Origin of the sequence: Sulfurospirillum barnesii SES-3, from assembly GCF_000265295.1 — a bacterium.
GTDB lineage: Bacteria > Campylobacterota > Campylobacteria > Campylobacterales > Sulfurospirillaceae > Sulfurospirillum > Sulfurospirillum barnesii.
The window spans coordinates 983,107-1,005,255 of the sequence record NC_018002.1 but is presented as its reverse complement, the minus strand read 5'-3'; the positions used below and the strand labels follow the sequence as shown (position 1 = coordinate 1,005,255).

Here is a 22,149-nt window from a genome sequence, read left to right as displayed (position 1 = left end):
TTTTCATGTAAAGATTTATTGCTTAATTTCATTAAAGTAGCCTGTCCCCTTTTTTTGTCATGTTATATAGCAAACGACGAAGCTCACTGGCGGTAATGAAGTGCGACGGAATAGCCATCAGGTGGAGTGTCTTGTTATGCAGCATTTAGATCGGAAGAGTTCAAACAAGGTTGTCTAGTATCCACTGTTTTGTGCCCATAGAATTAAACGCTTTTCGCCCATAGCATTCAGTTAATAAATCTTCAGGAAGATATTCGTCATACTTTTCAATTAGCTTTTGCTGTAATGAAAGTGTTCTAGCCAGTTCGGTTTCGTCCGGAAGTTCAGTATTTGCCAGATATATTAAGCAGTTTTTTATGTCATCGACATTCGAATTCTGCACTTCAATAACACCGCCAAAATTACTGCAAACAAATCCGCTTCTAATGAGTAAAACAGTAAGGGTGTTAACTACTTTATCGCCCATCCATGTGAAAATATAACTGTGCTTGCCGCTTTGATAGATTGGGTGATTTTCAAGGTCTGCTTCTTTAAATAAATAAGCTCCTTCTTGAAATAGCTGTCTTCCAAGATTATTCACAAAATCTATTCTCTGATTACCTACCTCAATCCGATACTCACCCGTGCAATAGATTCTGAACATTTCTTGTCGAACCCTGTCATGAATCGACATGCCGTTACCACTGAATTTTGGAGGTTTTCCACCTTTTGTGGAAGTCACATAAATAACTTTTTTGTTATCATCAATATCTGTTACCTTCCATCTACGACCGCCAAATATTATGTGTTGGTCTTTAAGAATCAGCGAATCAACTGGTAGCGTTCCAAGAGTTTTACTTCCGGCTACAATGCGGAATTCTTCTGGTGTTTTAAAGACTGCATAGAAGGTATAGAAATTTGTAATACGCTCGCCTTCAATCCCCAAAACCAACTCACCACTATTGAGTTGCTGTATTAGTTGAACTGTCCCCATATGGGATAATAGTTGTTTGAAGTGCTGAATAGTTATTTCCTTGAAAGGCCCTTGCTCGCATAATAAAGAGTAAAGCTGATCTGCTCTGACGCTTCCCCATTGTGCAATTACGGCAAGAATCTGATGCAAAAAAGTAGAGAGGTGCATTTGCTCCGTATCTGCCGGTTCAAACCAGTTATTTACAATGAGTAAACGTACCATTGCTAGTGATTGAACCAGCTCTAATCTAAGACCATCCACGATATTGGATTTATCGCTAAGTTCATTTTCAGAGATAAGCATTCTTAAAATTGAAGGAGAATTTCTTCTACCTGACCTGCCTAACCGTTGGCGCAAGCTTGACACAGAGTGTGGAGCGGTGACCTGAATTACAGAACTCACTTTCCCGATGTCGATGCCTAACTCTAACGTCATTGTACAAATGGCGGTAGTTGGTAGGGTTTCCTTTTGCAATCTTGCTTCTAAATCTTCCCGCAGTTCTTTAGCTAGTGATCCATGATGAGGGAAAAATTCATTCGGTACAACTTGCTGTTCACATAAGTCACCTAATTGTGCGGCAATATTTTCTGTTCGGCTACGGCTATTTGCAAATACCAGATGGGAATCGCCTCTACAGAGTCGAAATATTTCATGACAAATCTGCTGTTCGGCGGATATATGTGTATCATCGGCCATTATGTCTAGCGGCTCTAAATATCCCTTAACCTGAACCTTAATAGTGCTTTGGTGCTGACTGCTGGTAATCGTTTCACAAGGTAAACTTTTATTCGGCCTGAGGGAAAGAGGTACTTTTTCAAGCTCTCCGAGTGTTGCACTAAGTGCAACCCTTGGGATGGGATTAGAAATTCGACCAGTAATATGCTCTAAACGAGTAAGTAAAGAAAGTAACTGCTTACCTCGTTCAGTTCCGATAAACGCATGAAATTCATCAATCACGATATATTTAAGTGAGGCGAAGGATTGTTTCACCCATCCCGGCTCTCTAACTAAGAGTGACTCTAATGACTCAGGGGTAATAAGAAGAATGCCTGAAGGGTTCTTTCTAGCTTTCTTCTTTTTGGATTGAAGGCTGTCACCGTGCCATGGCGTAACCTCCATATCCAACATTTCACTTAACGATTCGAGCCTACGGTACTGATCATTTATCAGTGCTTTTAAAGGGCTGATATAAAGAATACCAAAGCCGTTTTCCTCTTCTGCAATTGCACTACATGCAGGTAAAAAAAATGCTTCTGTTTTACCTGCCGCCGTTGATGCGCTAATCAACAAATCTCGGTCACCTGCTAGAATCGGTGCAATAGCCCGTTTTTGTATCTCTCTTAAATCAGGCCATCCCTGATTAAATAACCATTTTTGGACACGCTTATCAAGACGCTGATATTCCTCTATCATAATTTGAAATCAGCTAATTTATCAGAATTTAAAATTTCGTCTGCCTCTTCGTCTATAATAATTTCATCTGTGTCACTTGGGCAATCATTCTCAATCGTAATAGATTGAACTAACTGTGACCATTGCATCGAAGGGTTTTGCTCCAAGACTGCCAGCATATCTAAAAATGATTTGATGGTATTTCTTGGTGTACGGAAATAGGCATCCCCGATAGTCTGACTACAATGATGTAAAAATGATTTGAGTGCATCGTCTGGAACTAGATATTTAGAAGTATCCCCTTCGGCAAATACATGACGAAGGTTCTTCAAGAGGATATAGAGTTCCTCAGGTGTTAAACTTGCTAGATGTAACGTAGGTGATGAATAATCAATAACACCCGCACGCTGCGCAAAACTGTTTTCGGCCAAACGAGATTGCAGTGCTTCATAACTATATAATCCTCTGCGGGGATCTAGTAAAAACTCCGGCGTACCACCCAATAGAAATCCAAGATATTCAGCTGAACCCTGAAGGCAGTCATTTAATATCCGTAGAATCTGCTCATAGTTAGATGTACGTGCTTGCGTGCTGCTTAATTTATAAAGATTGACCATTTCATCCAGATTAACGAGTAAGCCTTCATAGCCCGCCTGGCGAACAAATAAGCTCATAAGTTTTAATGCATCATAAAATGAGTTGTCCGAAATTATCGTTCTGACGTCAAGATCCCTTCTGGCATCGGTCTTCGTAGTGTATTCAGCACGCAACCAACGAATAGCATTTGATTTTAGCTCTTCATTCTCCTGCTCGTGACCGTTCCAGTAAGCATCAATGACTTTTGCAAAATCATACCCGCCAACCAATTCAGATAATGATGCTAATTTTTGATGTATTACTGTTGAAACATCAGTACTTGTTTCATCTGCTTCTTTACGTGCCTGAGTTACAAACCGCTCTACAACGCTGGCTAATGCATTCCCTTCTGGCTTATTACGGGTTGCTAGATTCCTCATCAGTTCGGAATACAGATTTCGTGCCTGACCTGAAGAAGCGTGAACACGTCGATCTGGTGAAAGGTCCGCATTGACCGTAACTAGTCTCTTTTCAAGGGCAATGGAACGTACTACGCTCAGAAAAAATGTTTTTCCTGAACCATAATCACCAATGATAAGCCTAAATGCGGCACCCCCTTCCGAGATTCTTTCAATGTCTTTATATAACGCTTTAACTTCATTACTTCGACCTACCTGAATATGCTGAATTCCAATCCTAGGGGTTACCCCCGATTTTAATGATTGAATGATTGCGTCACGTTCTTTTAATCGAATACGTTTTTCCATGAGTTTACCCTTCTATTTCTTTTACAATTTCCTGATCAACATAAATAGTGTCACCATCCTCTTCAAGTACGGCTGCGTCTACTTTATCAAATGACCAGTCATTAATAGTTTCCAATGCCCCGCTAACCATCAGACCAGAATCACGACACAGTGCTTCCACTTCCTCACGTGCCCATCTATTTTTTCGTATAAGGCTTTCAAATAGTGCAGAATGTTGCTTATCAATTCCGAATTCTTCATCAATATTTGTTGTTACTTTGGATTCGTCTACGGGTTCGTCCTCCACGAATATCGCGCCCAACATGCTTTGTACATCTTTGGTTTCCGATTCGTGTATTGCTAAAATACTTTCATCTAATTTGAATACAGTGGAAGCAGGCGTGATAGATTCTGAGCGAGGACTTGAAGGTCGAGAGCCAGCTTTATTTGATGATATTTCATGAATATCTCCAGTAACAAGGGCTTTATCAAGACCTAGCAATGTATAGAGTTTTTCAAGCTGTTTGATTTCCTCTTGGTCAATTTTTCCATCAGCCATCGCCACACCGACAAGTATACGGCTTACTGCTGCTTTTTCTGTTTTACCTAATGTGTCCAATCTAGCTTTTAAGCCTGTGATATTCGAAGACGTATTAAGTCGCCACACTAGGTATGCATGTAGGGACTGTTTTTCAGTAGGTGAAAGATTGGTATCGTGATCAATGAGCTGAGTCAATAAATTTAATTCTGCCTGATTAACATGTGAGTCAATTGTGGCAACCATAGCCCCTAGACGTAGCACCATACCCATTTCACTAAATGCTTTGGATGGTTCAAAGTATTTACCGTGACCCCCATGAAATAAAACAAGCTTCCCGTCCGCGCTCACTTTTGCATGATGATAACGTATATCAGGGGCTACTCCATAACCAACCTTTTGCAAAAGATTCTGAATCAATTCACTTTCTTTTTTATTGATATTAGCAGGCAGGGGTAATTTTGTGTATGTCCAAAATTCCTCAAAATCAACCAGCCCCTTTTTTATTGAAATAGCCTCATCTGCCCATTTTATAAATTTCCCTAATCCAAGCGTTGCACCTAAATCACTGAGTTCGTCTGGCAATAACAATATGGCTTCAATATCTGTCTGCGAAGTATCAGGTTTGGCTAGATACCTGCTATAAGCATCTAATGCAGCTGTACATTCATCTGCGATGGTAATGAGCTTATTTACTGGAGCTTTCAAATTACTAGGATCAGGAAGATCCTGTTGAGGCAATGATAAACTACGTAAGGAAGAACTGGCTGGATAATACTCTATAATCAATCGTGTTTTATTCGGTTTGACAACTATACCATCTCCATATTTTTTGTTATAGAGGCGTGTAAACATCTGACTGAACTCATAATCGCAGCGCTGTGCCGGTTTCTTTAGATTATAATCTGGATAAAATCGAATCCATGCTAATGCTAATTCAGCGGGAACTGGTTTTCCCGCATTAACCGTAGTAGCCAGACGATGCTTAAATAACAAAGAATCCCTTTGAGGAGCTTTTTCGAGTTCTGGATGTGATACTACGTGCGGGCGCAGTATACACATGATTTCCAATAGCCTTGTGGAATAATTTGAAAAAGAACGACTACCTCCGTAAATACTTTTTAATCTTAGTATTTCGTCAAATAAAGATTTAAATTCTGTGTCATCCACCGCCTGCTTAATTGAATCAATTGTAATACGTCTTTCGAGTCCATAGAAATAAATAAATACATAACCGAAAGGTGTCTCTGGGTCGTTTCTATTACCAGATAGCCAGCTAAGGTAAGCGCCACGCCCGTTAGGTGTGAGTGAGATAAACTTGGGCCAATACCCTAAACTTTCATCTTCAAAACTTGACGGTTTGTTTTCAATGTTTAGTGAATCATCAACTAGCGAGGCTTCGGTTCCATACCCGTCCAATGAACTAAGCGTTCCACCAAAATAAAAATTACCGCTAGTAATTGTTTGTCCCTTTATGACTATTGATTCGCCGGATTTTATCCATTTGCCCGGTGTTTTGTTTTTGCTTTTTACTTCATTGTAACCATAAGAAATATTGAAAGTAGCCAGTTCTTCGTCATCATCATGGCTACTCGTTGTCATAGTTACACGAATTTTATTTTCGGAACTTGAGCTATTACTCTTCTGAACCTGCTGTTTTGAAGGTTTTGCCATTGCCTTAATGACGTAGTAAAAAACTACTGCGCCTACTACTAATAACCAGAATTCCATATTCACCTCAATCCTATTATTTTAGAAAAGCATAAAACGAGGGCTTGACTTTAACTTCTCTACTCTAAGCCAATTTGCCACAAACTCCAACACCCATTAAAAATAATATCTCTTTAATCTTTAAAACCAAAATAGAAAATGCCCTAAACTTTTTTTTCAACGCTTTACATGTAAAGAAAGAACCATTGCCTACTTATTGCACAGATGGCTAAGAAACCTTTTGATACAATTACGTATTATTTTTTTAGGGAGTCCGCAATGGAGAATATTGTTTTTTTAAACGGTGATTTTTGTAAGGCAGAAGATGCCAAAATCTCTATTTTTGATAGAGGATTTATTTTTGGTGATGGTATTTATGAAGTGGTACCTGTTCTTAAGGGTAAAGTGATAGATAAGGCGCCTTTTTATGAGCGTTTTGAAGCAAGTTTGAAAAAAATCAGCCTCACATCGCCTTTTTGCAGAGCTGAGCTTGATGCCATTTTAGATACGCTCATCGCAAAAAACGACGTCGTTGAAGGTGGTATCTACATGCAAGTCACCCGTGGTGTTGCTCCTCGTGAGTTTTATTTTCCTGAAAATACACCTGCTACGTTTATGGCATATACTTTCAAAAAGAACATCATTGACAACCCACTTGCAACCACAGGTGTTAAAGTCGCTAGTTGCGAAGACATCCGATGGAAACGCCGTGACATCAAGTCTATCTCTCTTTTAGGTCAAGTTTTAGCCAAAGAAGAAGTCCACCAAAAAGGTGTGTATGAGGGTTGGATGGTTGAAGATGGTATGGTGACGGAGGGAACGTCATCTGCGGCGTTTATTATTAAAGATGGTGTGATTATCACCCGTCCACTCTCCAATGCCATTTTGCCAAGCATTCGCAGAAAACTTTTACTTGAATACACCAAAGCGCATAACATTAAGGTAGAAGAGCGTCTGTTTAGCATTGAGGAAGCTTTGAAGGCTGATGAAGCGTTTATGGCAAGTGCAACCACCTTTGTTTTGCCGATTATTGAGATAGATGGCAAACCAATTGGTAGCGGAAAACCAGGGCCTATGGTACAAAAACTCCGTGAGATGTATATTGAAGCCGCACTTAAAGAGGCGTCTGAGAGTAAATAATTTTTAAAAAAAGGCGATTTAATAGTTCGCCTTTTTCTTTTTACATGTAAAATGATTAAAGCCTTCAAACGATTTCACATAAAAGAGTATCATGATAGCGATGATTGTTAAAATGCAAACCCTTGTTGATTATATTGTTGCGCACTCGCCGTGTAGAGATAAAGAAGCGCTTGCACGACTTAATCATTATGTATGGATTACATTTATCATGATTCCACTCTCTCTTGCTACGGCGTTTTATAACCTTTATATCCAACATTTTATTTTATCCATTAGTTTAATTCTTTTTTGTATCTATTTGATTGGTTCACTTTTTATTATTCCAAACACCCCTAAAGTCTACCAGATTTATTACACGGCGGTTATTTTTTTTAGCACCTTGTTTCTCTACCTTGTCTATCAATCCGATGAAGATTATTCACTTATTTTGTGGCTTTTTACTTATCCTGTTGGGATTATTTTTTTGTTGGGAAACCGTATGGGGTTTATTTTAAGTATAAGCCTTTTAGCGATGAGTGCGCTTTTGTTTCTCACTATGGAACACATCAACGATACGTATACCCTTGCGTTTAGTGTGCGTTTTTTTATTACGTATATTGTTGTTACGTCTATTGTGAGTTGGATTGAATACTACCGTGCCCGCTATCAAGCAGAGACACTCAGAACACAAGCGGCCCTTTTGTTGGAACAAGCCAATCTTAAAAAAGAGATTCAAAGACGTACCATCCTTGAAAAAGAGTTGCAACGCCTTGCCCAAACCGACCCAATGACTTCCCTATTTAACCGTCGTCACTTTTTAAAATTGGCGCAAAAAGAAATTACCAGAGCCATTCGCTACCACTACACACTGTGTTTTGCAGTCCTTGATGTGGATTATTTTAAACGTATCAATGACACATTAGGGCATCCTGTGGGGGATATTGTGGTAAAAACCTTAGCCAATTACCTTCAAAAAAGTCTGCGTGAAAATGACATCGTAGCACGTATTGGTGGTGAAGAGTTCGCCTTTTTGCTTTTACATGTAAACGAAGAACAAGCCCGTGTCAAAATGGAAAAAGTGCGAGAAGAGATTAGCCAAATTGTTGTGAATTATAGTGATTCTAAAGAGTTAAGGCTCACCGTAAGCATTGGTCTTGCGATGCTGAGTGAGGTAACCAACACCCTTGATAGTCTCTATATGAAAGCCGATCAAAAACTCTATGAGGCAAAAAAAGCAGGACGAAACTGTGTGCGTTAACTTAGCGTTTTGTTAATGCCTCGTTTTTGCGCTTTTCATTCATACGCTCACCATAGCGGTTCACCCCACCAATAAAAATCCTCTTTTGCACATCAAATGCTTTGGCACAAACCTCTTTATCGTAGAGTACTTCTATGGGTTTTTGTGCGTTTGCGTTTACATGTAAGACATACTCCACCCCTTTATCGACCATAGAGAGTTTTGAAAAATCTGTACATTGCATTTGAATTTTTTCAGGCAACGTGCGCTGTTTTTTAAGCGCTGCTAAAAGCTGTGCGTAGTGAGGGGTAGAGGCTTCAAAATGGACTTTGTTGCTTTCATAGGTGACTTTATGGACGATTAACTCAATGTTTTCATAGGTAAAACTTTGAGGCAAAGAGCCTTTTAAACTCTGAGCCATAAAGGAAGCATACATTTCAGGGGTGAGTTCAAAGCTACTTTTTGCATTGACATGTAACACCAAGAACACCACACAAAACCATTTTAAAATACGCATCTTATCGCCTCTCTTGAAAATAAATAAATAACCCTAGTCCCATAAAAACCAATGCCATCCCTATCCATGCTTGCATATTAGGGAAAAGCGCTCCTAAAAACAACATCTCTGCTAAAAGAGCAAAAACAACTTCACTTGATTGCGTTGCATCTACAGCGGCTAACTCACTAGAGGTATGCGCACAATGCCGTGCCAGTAAAAAAAGTGTGGTTGCCACAAGTCCTGAAAGTAATGCCACAAAAGCGGTGTTTACGACTTGTCCGAGTGTTGGTGCGGGAGGATGCGTGAAGGCAACAAGCAGCAACCAAAACGGGAGTGAGCCCAAAGAGAGTAAAAAAACTTTGTTAAACGCATTGTCCAACAAGGGTGAGTCAATTTTGGGAAAGTGTTTGTGCCCGTGTTTTGACTCCCATACAAGCTGATTTCCAAAAGGATAACAAAATGCTGCAATAAGCACAGGAAACGCTCCTTTAGCAAACACTAAAAAATGAAACTCTGTAATATGCGAAGTATTAATCAATCCCACACCGATAACAATGATGGTTGAAAAAACCCAAATACGCTTAGGAAACACTCTGCCAAACAGCATTAGCACAAACAATGAAGCGATAATGGTCAACTGCCACGTAGCCGCAATCACCCACGCAGGAGCATAGTCGGCACTAAAACACAAAAGAGCATAAAAACAACCAAATCCAATGCTCCCAGCCACCATCCAAAAGAGCCAATGCTTTGCAAAAAGCTGAAAAAGTTCTTCAAGTGGTTTTTTGCCTTGAAAGAAACGAATGACAAGCATTAAAAAGAGTATCATAAAAACATACCGAAGCGATGCCGACCAAACCCAATGCCCCCCTTCTAAACTCATAAGGCGATTGAGCACAAAGGTGGAGCTAAAAAAAAGAGCGGAGAGTAATCCCATAGCAATCAAAGCAACCATACTATTCCTTAAGAAATATGTGGCGCTATTATAACGATTTACACGGCAAAATGATGCTTTAAAAATAGGCGATGAAGCATTACATGTAAAGCAAACAACAGCGTTTAAATTTGCTATGATACCGTTTTCATTTGTGTGTGGAGGAACCTTATCGTGAATAAAGTTAAAGCCCATCTTATGGTACTTCTTGCCACATTTTTAATCGCAGGCTCTTTCATCGTCTCGAAAAAACTCGCAGGGGTCATTCATCCCATTTCATTAACCTTGCTTCGTTTTCTTGTTGCTGTAACTTTTCTCGCCCCTTTTATTCTGCTTGATGTGCAAAAAAGAGCACACATGAGACACACGTTTGCTCGAGCGCTTCTCATCAGCTTTTTTTATACTTTGTATTTCATCCTTTTTTTTAAAGCGTTAGAGTACACAAGTGCGCTAAGTACTGGAACACTCTATACCCTTGTACCTTTAGTGACTGCCATTTTGTGCATTTTCTTTTTTAAAGAACGCATCAGCCAAAAACAACTGTTTGTTTATGTTTGTGGTATTGTAGGAACACTGATGGTTGTTTTTAAAGGGGATATGACACTTTTGCTTCGCTTCTCACTGGAAAAGGGCGAACTCATCTTTTTAGGCGCAATTTTATGCATGTCACTCTACGCAATCTGCATGAAAGTCTTGCACAAAAAAGAGGATAACATGCTTGTGCTTGTTTTTATGACTCTGATCGGGGGAGTGCTTTGGATGTTTGGAGCCACACTTCTTTTTAAGATTCCACTGCAATGGAACACATTAAACCTGCCTTCGCTTAGTTACCTGCTCTATCTTTCTATCATTGCAACGTTTTTCACCTCATACTTATATCAAAAAGGTACAGTTGGTATTGGTCCCAAAAAGGTCATGGCGTATGTCTACCTAAGCCCTGCAAGCATCGCTCTTTTGCTCTACTTCATGGAAGGAACCACCCTCTCATGGGAAGTTTTTTTAGGCATTGGTATTTCAGCCGTTGCTACGTTTTTATTGCTTATTTAGGTTGAGTACACCTTCCCAAACAAATCCAAATGCGTGAGATAAAGCCTCACATCAAACTCTAACTGATGGTAACTTGGCTCCATTTTCTCGCATAAGGCGTAAAAGGCTTTGTTATGCTCTTTTTCTTTTAAATGCGCCAATTCGTGCACGCAAATCATTTTTAAAAAAAGCTCAGGTGTGCTTTTAAACACGCTAGCCACTCGAATCTCACTTTTGCTACGAAGCCTGCCTCCGTGGTTTTTGATGGTGATGCGATGCAGACCTAATGCATCGTTAATATCGCTGATTTTTCCATCGTAGAGTACTTTGGTTATGGGTTCACTTTTGCGTAAAAAGGCTGTGCGAAGTTCCATCACATACGCATACAGTGCTTTATCGCTGGTGATGGTATGCGTGGTGGGGTATTTTGCAAGCAAGTATTTTCCCAACTTCTCTTCTTCAATGAGCTGGCGAATCTGCGCTTTTAAGTGTTCAGGGTAATGGGAAATGTAGGTTAATTTTGGCATTTATCTCTTTTTACATGTAATGATAGCATGCAGTTTTTTGTGCAATTTTTCAATGCTTCTTTTATTGGATTTTTTGATGCATTGACGCTTGTCTTCCAATAACTCTTCTTCCAGCAATGCAATAATTTGTTCTAAAAAAACACTCTTATTGGCATGGTGTTGTTGAATGTATGCTATTTGCATATTTTTATCTTGGACATGTCCAAACGCTGTTTGTATCGGCTTAAAACTTTTTGCAAATGCTGTTAATTGTAGCGCATCGCATGTATAACGAAGCTTTTTATAATGAAGCCTTAGTGTATGAAACTGTTCATTAGCCGAGTCTAGAGCGATTTTTTGTGAGAGTTTAGCGATTTTTTTGAAACGTTTTTCGAGAATCTTTTGAGCAGGCACAAACCATTTGCCTTCTGCTTGGGAAAGATACAGCTGTTCATCCTTAAGCAGTGCCTCTATGGCTGTAACATTTTCTTGATGAACACTGTATTGTTTACAAAACTGCACATACGCAGCTTTTTTTTCACGTAAGAGTGCTTTTTCAATACGCTTAAACTCACTTTCACATGCTTTATCTACCTTTGTTTTATAGGTTTGTATACATTCGATAAAGACATCAAGATCACGCATATCGTTGGTCTCTTGCTGTAAACCTTCTAGCCTATCACTCAGAGCTTTTTTATGATTTTTTTCCATAAACATACTAAATTCTTTACACAAAGAACGTGCAAGACGTATATTAACACGGAACTGATGCAAGCTTTCAGCCTCTTTTGTTTGTAGCACATCATCCAGATACCGTGCGATATTATGGATTGCTTTTAGGAATGTTTCTTGAAGCAAATCTTTGATACTAGGTGATTCTAAACAAATCTTTTTTGACATACATTTGACCTTGTGGGTTTCAAAAATTCTAATAGAAGCATACTTTATCGTATCTTCATTTGATAACAACGCTGTAACAAATGAAGATACGCTATAAAACTTACTCTATAGGTTTATAAACATAGCACGCTATACCCTCATCAATATGCGTATTTCTATTGGCAAATTCTGATTTATCCAGTGTATAAAAATGATTTGTTTGATTGTTTGTTTCAAATAAGCAACGATATAAAGGAACAAGATTTTTATCTGTTTTATTGGATGCAAATACATACCCACAAATGCCTTCAAACGTATAACCCATGTCTCCATTTTTTAATTCACCCCAGTTTGTTGTATAAAAATGGTCTCTCTTCTTATGGTTATAATAGCGATATAATGGGATACTTCCCTCAACTTTAAGATCATAAATTCGACATTCAACATGTTCAAAGTTGTATTCACCATTACCGTATTTCAACTCATTCCAATTCATTGTGTAAAAATGATCATCTATCGCATAACAAAAATAACGATAAAAAGGTTTGGGATGATCAACCATACTAAATTCATTATCACTTAAATATTTATCAACCGCTTTTGTAAGTTCTTCTTTTTTACTTCTATATTCTGGATCGTCAGGAATTAAATCTACAATAGGAATGAGTGAGCCTTTTTCCATATCGACAAGCGTCATATTTGTCTCATTAAGACTATCCCTCCATGCGGAAAAATCACTTTTAAGATCAATATTTGCTTTTGCATAATCAAATGAAACATTCATACATTTAAAAGGATCACCACCAATAGTTTCAATATTCACTTGAAGTTCTTTGTTGTTTTTGACCAAATTTTCATCATAGGCTACCTTAAGATCAGCCGTTACGATTTTGTTATAGGATGCTTTAATACCTGCCTCAACACTTTTTTCTTTTTCCGTATCTTCAATGATAGAGCGGCACAAAACTTCTAAACGACCCCCAAGCACAATATGTGTCATAAGATGCGTGCCATAAAGTCGAATGAGTGTTGAACACGGTTTTGATTTAATATCTTTTAAAAATTGTACACTTAGATAAGGTTGAAGATCACTTGCATCAGCAATCAAAGCAACACTTGCTTTACGCATAATACTAAAGTAACTAGCGAAAGAGTACTTAGAGGAGCAACTGTTTTTATAGTCAAATTTAAGAGACAAGGAACCAGAAAATAATTTTTTATACTTTACATCTACTCCTAAGTTTGCGGTTAGTTTTGTGCAATATTTCATTGCATTTTCAGCAGCAACTGCTTTAGTATCAGAACTACTCCCGACTTTTCGTTCATAGCGATCTGCATCAACTTCATTTTCTAAAAAACGATGCATGTCAATGACATGTGCACGTACACTACTAGGATGACAATACAATCCTGTCACATCGTACCCATAACCTAAAAAACCCGTATCAGAAAGTGTTGAAGCTTGCGGCAAAACCATATCTCTATTGGCAACAGTATTCATAGGTAGACTCATTTCTTTCTCCTTAGTTCAAGTTTTTATGACTTTTTCTTTCTCTAATGTTGAAAATATGCTGAGTTCTAATATGAAAAATTGTAGTCTTTTATTATTAATAAAACCTAAAAATAGCTTAATTTAGATGATTTGTTTAATAACTGTATAAAAAGCTAGGTTATAATACACATGATTAGAATTTAACAAAGGCTTTTACATGCATGAAAAAATGAATGAAATACTCAAAGATTTAAACACACTAGAGCACAAAAATAGCAACTGCGCTTTTATTTATGCCAAGCTTATTGCCCTGCCTCTTCTAGCCTACCTCTATTTTCTCTTAGGCTATGTGGGGTTACTTCACTTTGAAGTAGGAACGCACAGTATTGTTTTGATTGGACTTATTTTTGCGGTCTCACTTCTTTTTGCTAAACACAATGCCGAATTTGGCGTGTGCGTGTTTCACAATAATTTAAACACCTTTAACACAGAGCTTCACACCTACATTCGTAAAAATCTAATGCGCATTGGTGAGGTTGAAAAATCCAATGCCAGTTTTAACAATTTTATGGATGAGTATGTCAAGGGCATTCGCAATGACAACTATGCCTCCATTGCCGCTGGGGTTTTCCCGACCATGGGTATTTTAGGGACATTTATCTCTATTGCACTGACACTGCCTGATTTTTCTTCGCAAACCGCCAGTGCGTTAGAGCATGAAATATCCATTTTGCTCAGTGGCGTAGGAACAGCGTTTTATGTCTCCATTTACGGTATTTTGCTCTCCTTGTGGTGGCTCTTTTTTGAAAAAAGAGGTTTAAGCCGTTTTGATAAACATGTGATGCTCATTCAAGATGCCAGTGCACCGCTTTTTTGGACAAAAGAGGAGATTGAACAGGCGTATTTGAAAGAGAATTTACAGCATTTTGAAAAAATTGGCAGAATGTTTGAGCGTTTAAGCTCAAGTGACTTTTTTGAACGCTTAAATCGCACCATTGAGGGTAAATTTAGCCTTTTTGATGAAATGCTAAAATTAGAAGGTGAAGCGGTCAAAAAGAGTGCAGAACATTTTAAAACAGGCATGGAAACATTGGCACGCTCTAGCGAAAAACAGCGCAATTTGGTTCAAATTCACGAAGATATGCTCAGTAAACTCAACGCCTTTAATGCCAACTCGCAAGCCTTACATGTAAAGATGCAAGAGTCCAATAAAGCAATACTCGCAAGCCAGCAAGACCTGCTACGAAGCTTAAAAGAGAGTGCCTTAATACAAGGTGAAAATGAGCCAAATTTAGAAGTGGAATTACTCAAAGAGAGCCTAAAAATGATTGATGCCGAAACGGAAGAAATCATCCATAAAATGGATACTTTACGATAATGAGAAACCTTCGTTCAAAAAGCAGTGACCAAACCTTTTGGGTTTCGTATGCAGACTTAATGGCAGGATTGTTGTTTGTCTTTATTTTGCTGATTGGCGCCATTATTATCAAATACGTTTATGCGCAAAGCGATTTGGTTGCCATTCAAACAGACCTTGATGCACAAAAACAAGCGCTTATGCTAAGCGAAGAGGAGCTCTTGCAAAAAAAACGTGATGTGGAGAGTGTGACACATAAACTCATTGCCTCTCAAGAGCAAAATCTTGAACTGACTACCTTGCAAGCAAGGCTTCAAGCCGAACTTTCAAAGCTTAAAAGCGATGTGAGCACCACAGAAGAAGCCCTTTTAGCCGCACGTGCACTCTTAGCCGAAAAAGGTAAGGCACTGGAAGATAAAGAGGTAAAATTAGAACTCAGTGCCAAAGAGGTAGAGAATCTTAAACGCCTCCTTTTGGAGGTAGAAAACGAGCGTGATGAAAATAAAGGCGCACTCCTACTTGCCCAAACTGAGCTAAGCAACACCAGCAATACCCTTAAACTCAAACAAGGTGAACTTGCCCTGCTCTCCCAAAAACTCTTAGATACGAGTTTGGCACATCAGCGTTTGGTGGAGGATTTGAATATCACCAAAGTGCGCATTAAAAACCTCACAGGCATTCGCATTAAAGTGGTAGAAGAGTTAAAATCAAAGCTAGGGCAAAAAATCAACATTGATCCCAACAGTGGGGCGATTCGTCTGCCCTCAGGCATCTTATTTGATGTAGGCTCGTATGAGCTCAAACCTGAGGCGAAAAAACAGCTCAAAGAGACCTTGCAACCTTATTTAGAGGTGCTTTTAAACGATGCGGATATTAGGGATAATATTGACCACATTATGATTGAAGGACACACGGATTCGGATGGAAGTTACATGCACAATCTGGATTTGTCGCAAAAAAGAGCCTATGCGGTCATGGCGTTTATCTACTCGTGGGATGAGAATAAAAATGCCCTTTTACAACGCTACATTAGTGCGATTGGACGTTCCTACAGCGATAGAATTTTTAAAAATGGCATAGAAGACAAAGACGCATCACGCCGTATTGAGATAAAATTTAGCCTCTCCAATAAAAAAGCGATTAACGAAATAGAGACCTTTTTAGAGCGTAAAGAGTAAGAGGGTTTAACGCCCTCTTCGCTCTTCGTAGCGATCATCTTCGTTTAAATACCGATCGTGCCGATGCTCAGGGTAACGCCTTTGCTGTTCTTGGTAGGTTTGAGGAATGTAAATCTCCTCTCGTTTAATGATAACCCCTCTATCTTCGTAACGCTCATAGCGCCTTCTATCATTTCGATACTCATCCCGTAAATCGTGCTGATGCCCTAAGCTAATGTAAGCATTAGATTTTACATCAATCCCTAAGAGTAAAGCGATTTCCCTCCATGGGGCATGGGGATTTTTACGGTAAACCCTCAAGACGTGCTCATACGATTTTCCACACAGTTCTGAGAATCTAAAAATAAGATAAGCGTCACTGGGCTCACCCACACTGTCTAGGACAAAAACGACATTGGATTCTTTGATTCGAAAGCGATCAGACAAGGCGTAGCGATACCCATAAGGATCAGCATGGTAACGATTATTTAAAGAAAGTCGCCATTCAAAATCAACCCCTGCATAAGCATTGATGGGCGATGTAGCAAACACAAACATTACCAAAAACAAGATGATTTTCATCGCTTCACTCCTTACATGTAAACTTCAAAACGAATCATACCTCATTTCCACGCTTCTTGTTTTCTTTTGTATGCTACAATAAAAAATTCAATTTTAAGGTGAGAGATTTATGAGGAACCATACCTTTTTGATTTGGCTAAGCATTGCCACTTTGTGTGTACTAATTTGGCTTTTTTCCCCTTTTTTAAAAAGCTTAGGCGTCGCACTTTTACTTGCACTTACCATGGCACCATTGCAACAACTCATTGCTCACTCCATGACTAAATATACTTTTTCAGCCTCTCAAAGAGACCTTTTTGCGGCTTCTTTGATTACCCTTTTTTTAGCATTGATGATTTTTTTACCCATGAGCCTCTTTTTCTTTCAACTCTTTAAACACCCAACCACCATCATGGAGACCATTCGCTCCTTTGATAGCCAAATTCATCTGGATGTTAACCTTTTACCTGCTTATTTAGAGTGGGCAAAAGAGCCTTTTGAGACACTCATTATGCTTACCAATATGCACAAAGATGAAATTATAGCCTTGCTTTCTAAGTGGCTTGGCAGTGGACTGAAGACCTTTTTGAAGATGCTTAGTGAAATGGTGATGATTATTGTCTTTTTCTTCTTTTTTAACCTCTACGGGCGTTCTTTGTTTCTCTTTTTAATGCCTATTATTCCCCTTGCTCGCACCATCAAGCGCCAATTTATCTCTGAGATGACCATCACACTCTGCGTGGTATTTTACACGCTTTTGGGTGTTATTGTTGCGCAAGGCTTAGCTTTTGGGCTTTTTATTGCCTTTTTTGATGGCTACAATGCGCTTTTACTTGGCTTTTTAGCAGGGATTAGCTCGATTATTCCTATTGTGGGAACGGCGCTTGTGTGGGTACCTGTTGCCATTAGTGAGTATTGGCAAGGCGAGGTGATGAACGCTGTGGTCATCGCCATTTATTCGTGGGCGATGATGGCATTTTTTATTGATAACATCGTCAAACTGCTTATCTTAAACTATGTCAATCGCTCCATGAATGGAGGCGAAGTGCGCACGAACGAGTTTATTATTTTCTTCTCCATTGTCGCAGGACTTGGAGCCTTTGGTTTTTGGGGATTTATTATAGGACCAGCTTTGGTTGCTCTTGCCATTAGTGTGCTTAAAACCCTTCGTAAAATCCATTACATAAGATCATAAATTTACACGATAGTTTTAAGCTTGTTAATGGCGAAAAATCTATTCTTTATTCCTTTTTTATGTTAAGATTATTAGCAGTGTAATACAAGGAGAGGTTGTGGCTCTTATTCAAAAAAACATATGGACAATTTTTTATATTATTCTTTTTAGTGGGACGCTTTTTTTGGGGATTGCTTCTTACAACACCTGGCATAGTATTGACGAAAAATATGCTACAAATCAAAGCAATCTGGTTAAACTCGTAGGCAATGCAACACACTCTTTATTCTTATCACAAGAGATGATGCTTGATGTTTTAGGCAAGCAAGTTCTTAAAGACAAAGAGCCTCGCATCTTAGATGATTTATTACGTTTAAACCCCTCTGTGGTTGCCTTTGGTTTTGTGGATGTAAATGGAACCTATCTTTATGTCAATAGCAAATTTGATAAAACCAAACTTCCCAATTTACGCCAAAATCCCCTTACCAAAGACTCCTTTGAATACACACTTGCAAGCGAGAAAATGATTTTAGGTAATACCTATTTTATTGCAGGAAGTGGGCGATGGGGTATTCCCATTCGTAAAAGCATTTATGATGAGAGTGGGCAGATTTTAGGTGTTATGACCGCAGGACTTGGCATTGAGGGAGCCTTTAAAATTTATACCGAAAATCTCTCTTTAGGCGATTACAATAAAGTCACGCTGATTCGTGAACGTGACGCCTTTGTTCAATTTCAATCCTCCAATCACAAAACCCCCAAAGAAGTCTATGAAGCGCCTCTAGCTGAGAGCTTTTTAAAAGCTATTTTTGATGGCATTACTGAAAAATATGGTATTTCTCTTGAAACGCTAAAAACAAATGGAAACATTTATACCGCAAAAATTCAACATGAAGCCAATGCATGCATTCAAATTGCCCTCAAATACGACCCTAGGTATGAGTTATGGATTCTCTCACAAATTGATGAAACCCAAATTCTTCATGAATTTTTTTACACGTTTATGAGCTATGTTCTGATTTTTCTGCTCATGCATGGCATTCTCTTTTTGCTTTTTAGAGTGATTGCCCATGCGGAAAACAAACGAAGCAATGATCTCATTTTTCAAGCCACCCACGATGCCCTGACAAAACTACCCAATCGAGCCTATTTTCAACAATGCATGAACGACTGGATTTACCAAGACTCGCCACCGTTTAGCCTTTTATATATGGATTTGGACCATTTTAAAAATGTCAATGACAGTTTTGGGCACCACTTTGGCGATTTGGTTCTGATTGAATTTTCAAAACGCATTTTACATGTAAAGTCTGAAAACAGTGTGGTGATTCGTCAAGGAGGCGATGAGTTTATTTTATTGAGCTACCTTGTCAAAGACGATGAACTCTTAGCACAAGCCGAAAAAATTATGCAAGAAATTTCAAAACCTTATCACATTAAACAGTTCAATTTTGTCATTGGAGCGAGCATTGGCATTGCCAAATATCCAGAACACGGTAAGACCTTAGATATGCTTTTACGTGCTTCTGATATTGCGATGTATGAGGCAAAAAAATACAAAAACAGTGTGCGCTTTTTCGCCTCTTCGATGCAAGAAGGCTATTTAAATCGTGTGAGTTTGGAGCAAACCTTACGCCAAGCTTTAAACAAGCAGGAACTTTATATGGTCTATCAGCCACAGATGGATCATTATGGAGTGATGTATGGTGTTGAAGCGTTGGTACGATGGCAAAGTGAAGAGCTAGGTCTGGTTCCACCCGATAAATTTATTCCTGTGGCTGAGGCTTCAGGACTGATGCCAAAACTGGGTGATTTTATTATGAGGCGTACTTTAGAGGAGATGAAAACCTTTCAAGAAGAGATGGGCACCTCTTTTCAAGTCTCACTCAACATCTCTATCAAGCAATTTATGGAAGCCACATTCTTAGAAAAACTCACACATGAGATTGAAAACGTACGCTTAAGCAACCTTGTTTTATGCCTTGAAATTACGGAGAGTTTGTTTATTGAAGACATTGACTATCTTTTGCCACTCTTGCAAAAAATACGTGCCATGGGGCTTTACATCTCGATGGATGACTTTGGTACGGGGTATTCTTCGCTGAGCATTTTACGAAAACTCCCTGTGGATGAGCTCAAAATCGATAAAAGCTTTGTCGACACCTTGCTAGAAGATATTACCGCTGAGAAAATGGTACAAAATATTATTACCATTGGTAAAAATTTGGATTTGGCGATTTTAGCTGAGGGAGTCGAAACCAAAGAGCAAGAAGAAAAACTTAAAAGCTTAGGATGCGATAGATTTCAAGGCTATTTGTACGCAAAACCATTACCGTACGAAGCACTTAAAAGCTTTGTGCAGGCACAAAAATAATCTTACATGTAAAAGGTTGCCCCACGTAAACATGGGGCAAAATGCTTACGCACGTGCTGGAAATATACCTTCTACGGAAATGTAGTATTGCAACTCGGGAAACGGTGCTTTATCTTTTAGATTAGGAATGGCAAAAGTCGTTCTACCATCGCCACCGTACGTCGTTCCAATAATTGCATACAACGCTTGGTTCTGCTCAATTGGCAACATACGCCCATCACACAACAGCCAGCCTCGCATCTCAAAATTAAATGCAAACAACTGAATTTGTCCCAAAACAAAATCCATACCCTACCTCCTTTACATGATTGTGATACATTATAACACAAAGTAAAATACATAGGTTTGTATTTGTTTACATGTAAATATTTTACCCCGCCAACGCACAGGCAAAGCAGTTAGAACTGTCTTTACATGTAAAACATGCAGGAGCTACTTTTCCAATAGAATCGTAGATAAATTTCTTCCACAATTTATCTAAGGGTTTTTGCTCTGCGAGTTTTGGGAAATGGCACTTCATGTAGCGTCCCATTTGCACACGGTTTTTAAAACCCAAATCTTCATACAAATGATGCTCCTTCAGTGACATCGCTGCAACATGTGGGGCAATGACATATTTTGAGTAACTGTTTTTGGCATATTTTTGCAAAAAAAGCGTCACTTCACGCTCCATGGTTTGTACGGGAGTGTTCATGCTTGTACCTTATAAATTTTTTTACGCTCTTTAGAAGATGCGACGTTCATCAATTTTCGATACTTCGTGATGGTACGCCTGACCATTTTGATGTTAAAGCGCTTCTCAATACGCTCTAAGAGCTCATCATCTGTGAGCGGTTCACTTTTGTCTTCGTATTCGATTTGTTGATTGATAAAATTTTTAATCTCAGACGAAGAGAGCTCTTTGGTCGCAACGGCATTGGTAAAAAACGATTTTAGGGGGAAAATGCCCTGCTTGGATTCAATGTATTTGTTTGAAATCGCCCGTGAAATGGTCGATTCTGCAAAAGAGAGCTCTTCTGCGATATGCGCCATATTAAGAGGTCTTAACTCACCGCCAACAAAAAAAGAGAGTTGCCTCTCGACCACTAAAAGCACAACCTTATACAAGGTTGTCTTACGCAGTTCCAAAAGATTGACAATATCACGTGCCTCTTTGAGCTTCTCTTTGATGCTCTCATTTTTACTTGAAAAGGGGTCTAAGATGAGTACATCAGGATAATAATCGTTGTTAATACGCAACCGAATATCATCGTCTACTTCCACATAAAAATCAGGAATAATCTGTTTAGGCGTTGCTTGATACTCAAGTGCAGGAGGATTTGAAAACTTCTTAATCACCGCTTTTGCCTCTTCAAAACGCCCATGCCTTGAAAATTTATCAACCCTTGCCATCTGCTCTATCATGTTTAACACCAAATGATAAAGCTCATCGTCCATATCATCGCTGAGTGCGTCGAGTTGAAACACAAAAGACTCATGAGCATCACGTGCTCCGACACCGTATGGTTCTAACTTTGAAAAACGTAGCCTAATGCGCTCTACATATTCCGTATAAACCCCACACATCTGTGCAATAGCATCTATATCACCGTCAAAATAGCCCTCTTCATTGATGTCACATAAAATTTCATGCGCTACTTTTTGCGAAATGGGCGTGGGAAAAAGGGGTGGGGAAATCTGCTCAATAATTTTTTCATGTAAAGATTCACTGCCTAAAACAAGCTCTTCAATGATGCCATGGCTCGATGCTAGATTTTGCTCAAAAGGGCGTTTCACTTCCAAAAAAGGGTTTTCGTACGATAGTGTTTCTAAATGCGTACTCAACTCTTGAAGAGGTAGTTGTAACAATGGGAGCCAAAGCTTCAAAGAGAGATTTAAACTCTGCTTCTGTTTGAATTCTAGGTTGATACTTCTCATGCA

At 38.9% G+C, this 22,149-nt stretch carries 19 protein-coding genes; 7 read left to right on the top strand and 12 right to left on the bottom strand.

Going from position 1 to position 22,149, the window contains the following annotated elements:
• Window positions 1-160: 160 nt before the first annotated feature.
• The 3 genes from SULBA_RS05130 to SULBA_RS05120 are packed head-to-tail and all read right to left on the bottom strand — an operon-like array spanning window position 161 to window position 5,935.
• Entirely contained in the window at window positions 161-2,365 is a 2,205-nt protein-coding gene (locus SULBA_RS05130) for a DEAD/DEAH box helicase (protein WP_014769211.1), read from the bottom strand.
• On the bottom strand, window positions 2,362-3,687 hold the full coding sequence (locus SULBA_RS05125) for an ATP-binding protein (protein WP_014769210.1): 1,326 nt from the start codon (window positions 3,685-3,687) through the stop codon (window positions 2,362-2,364). Before SULBA_RS05125 ends, SULBA_RS05130 begins: the two co-directional genes overlap by 4 nt.
• A 4-nt stretch (window positions 3,688-3,691) precedes the next feature.
• Window positions 3,692-5,935: a tellurite resistance TerB family protein gene (locus SULBA_RS05120; protein ID WP_014769209.1), complete on the bottom strand. Its 2,244-nt coding sequence runs from the start codon at window positions 5,933-5,935 to the stop codon at window positions 3,692-3,694.
• A 258-nt stretch (window positions 5,936-6,193) separates the two neighbouring features.
• Between SULBA_RS05120 and SULBA_RS05115 the strand changes: the two genes are divergently transcribed.
• Together SULBA_RS05115 and SULBA_RS05110 are read left to right on the top strand one after the other, a co-directional pair.
• The gene (locus SULBA_RS05115) at window positions 6,194-7,054 is read left to right on the top strand and encodes a D-amino-acid transaminase (RefSeq protein WP_014769208.1); all 861 of its coding nucleotides are present in this window, start codon (window positions 6,194-6,196) and stop codon (window positions 7,052-7,054) included.
• Window positions 7,055-7,145: 91 nt separating this feature from the next.
• Entirely contained in the window at window positions 7,146-8,291 is a 1,146-nt protein-coding gene (locus SULBA_RS05110) for a GGDEF domain-containing protein (RefSeq protein WP_014769207.1), read from the top strand.
• Window position 8,292: 1 nt separating this feature from the next.
• Here the strand turns inward: SULBA_RS05110 and SULBA_RS05105 are convergent, their stop codons facing one another.
• Both SULBA_RS05105 and SULBA_RS05100 read right to left on the bottom strand, forming a co-directional pair.
• Window positions 8,293-8,787, bottom strand: a complete 495-nt coding sequence (locus SULBA_RS05105; protein WP_014769206.1) for a hypothetical protein — start codon at window positions 8,785-8,787, stop codon at window positions 8,293-8,295.
• Window position 8,788: 1 nt separating this feature from the next.
• Window positions 8,789-9,724 (bottom strand): DMT family transporter, encoded by a 936-nt coding sequence (locus tag SULBA_RS05100; RefSeq protein ID WP_014769205.1) that lies wholly within the window; start codon window positions 9,722-9,724, stop codon window positions 8,789-8,791.
• A gap of 153 nt (window positions 9,725-9,877) precedes the next feature.
• Between SULBA_RS05100 and SULBA_RS05095 the strand changes: the two genes are divergently transcribed.
• Window positions 9,878-10,750, top strand: a complete 873-nt coding sequence (locus SULBA_RS05095) for a DMT family transporter (RefSeq protein ID WP_014769204.1) — start codon at window positions 9,878-9,880, stop codon at window positions 10,748-10,750.
• Here SULBA_RS05095 and SULBA_RS05090 read toward each other — a convergent pair.
• The 3 genes from SULBA_RS05090 to SULBA_RS05080 form a co-directional block, all read right to left on the bottom strand.
• Window positions 10,747-11,256, bottom strand: a complete 510-nt coding sequence (locus SULBA_RS05090) for a M48 metallopeptidase family protein (RefSeq protein ID WP_014769203.1) — start codon at window positions 11,254-11,256, stop codon at window positions 10,747-10,749. The two genes, SULBA_RS05095 and SULBA_RS05090, sit on opposite strands and share 4 nt — an antisense overlap.
• Window positions 11,257-12,135 (bottom strand): CHAD domain-containing protein, encoded by an 879-nt coding sequence (locus tag SULBA_RS05085; RefSeq protein ID WP_014769202.1) that lies wholly within the window; start codon window positions 12,133-12,135, stop codon window positions 11,257-11,259.
• 100 nt (window positions 12,136-12,235) lie between these two features.
• On the bottom strand, window positions 12,236-13,627 hold the full coding sequence (locus SULBA_RS05080) for an MAC/perforin domain-containing protein (RefSeq protein WP_014769201.1): 1,392 nt from the start codon (window positions 13,625-13,627) through the stop codon (window positions 12,236-12,238).
• 196 nt (window positions 13,628-13,823) lie between these two features.
• Here SULBA_RS05080 and SULBA_RS05075 point away from each other — a divergent pair, with 196 nt between their 5' ends.
• Both SULBA_RS05075 and SULBA_RS05070 read left to right on the top strand, forming a co-directional pair.
• Complete coding sequence (locus SULBA_RS05075) at window positions 13,824-14,984, top strand: MotA/TolQ/ExbB proton channel family protein (protein ID WP_014769200.1); 1,161 nt, start codon at window positions 13,824-13,826, stop codon at window positions 14,982-14,984.
• Window positions 14,984-16,141, top strand: coding sequence for an OmpA family protein (locus tag SULBA_RS05070; RefSeq protein WP_014769199.1), 1,158 nt, complete (start codon window positions 14,984-14,986; stop codon window positions 16,139-16,141). The genes SULBA_RS05075 and SULBA_RS05070 overlap by 1 nt, the downstream gene beginning before the upstream one ends.
• A gap of 6 nt (window positions 16,142-16,147) precedes the next feature.
• On the opposite strand, the gene SULBA_RS05065 is transcribed toward SULBA_RS05070, so the two are convergent.
• A complete protein-coding gene (locus SULBA_RS05065; protein ID WP_014769198.1) occupies window positions 16,148-16,702 on the bottom strand; it encodes a hypothetical protein in 555 nt (184 codons plus the stop codon).
• A gap of 109 nt (window positions 16,703-16,811) precedes the next feature.
• Between SULBA_RS05065 and SULBA_RS05060 the strand changes: the two genes are divergently transcribed.
• Together SULBA_RS05060 and SULBA_RS05055 are read left to right on the top strand one after the other, a co-directional pair.
• Complete coding sequence (locus SULBA_RS05060) at window positions 16,812-17,876, top strand: AI-2E family transporter (protein WP_014769197.1); 1,065 nt, start codon at window positions 16,812-16,814, stop codon at window positions 17,874-17,876.
• 97 nt (window positions 17,877-17,973) lie between these two features.
• Complete coding sequence (locus tag SULBA_RS05055) at window positions 17,974-20,229, top strand: bifunctional diguanylate cyclase/phosphodiesterase (protein ID WP_014769196.1); 2,256 nt, start codon at window positions 17,974-17,976, stop codon at window positions 20,227-20,229.
• A gap of 45 nt (window positions 20,230-20,274) precedes the next feature.
• Here the strand turns inward: SULBA_RS05055 and SULBA_RS05050 are convergent, their stop codons facing one another.
• The 3 genes from SULBA_RS05050 to rpoN form a co-directional block, all read right to left on the bottom strand.
• Window positions 20,275-20,505: a phage tail protein gene (locus tag SULBA_RS05050; RefSeq protein WP_245391443.1), complete on the bottom strand. Its 231-nt coding sequence runs from the start codon at window positions 20,503-20,505 to the stop codon at window positions 20,275-20,277.
• 94 nt (window positions 20,506-20,599) lie between these two features.
• Window positions 20,600-20,923 (bottom strand): nitrogen fixation protein NifQ, encoded by a 324-nt coding sequence (locus SULBA_RS05045; protein WP_014769194.1) that lies wholly within the window; start codon window positions 20,921-20,923, stop codon window positions 20,600-20,602.
• Entirely contained in the window at window positions 20,920-22,146 is a 1,227-nt protein-coding gene (gene rpoN / locus SULBA_RS05040; RefSeq protein WP_014769193.1) for an RNA polymerase factor sigma-54, read from the bottom strand. The genes SULBA_RS05045 and rpoN overlap by 4 nt, the downstream gene beginning before the upstream one ends.
• Between the last annotated feature and the right edge of the window lie 3 nt (window positions 22,147-22,149).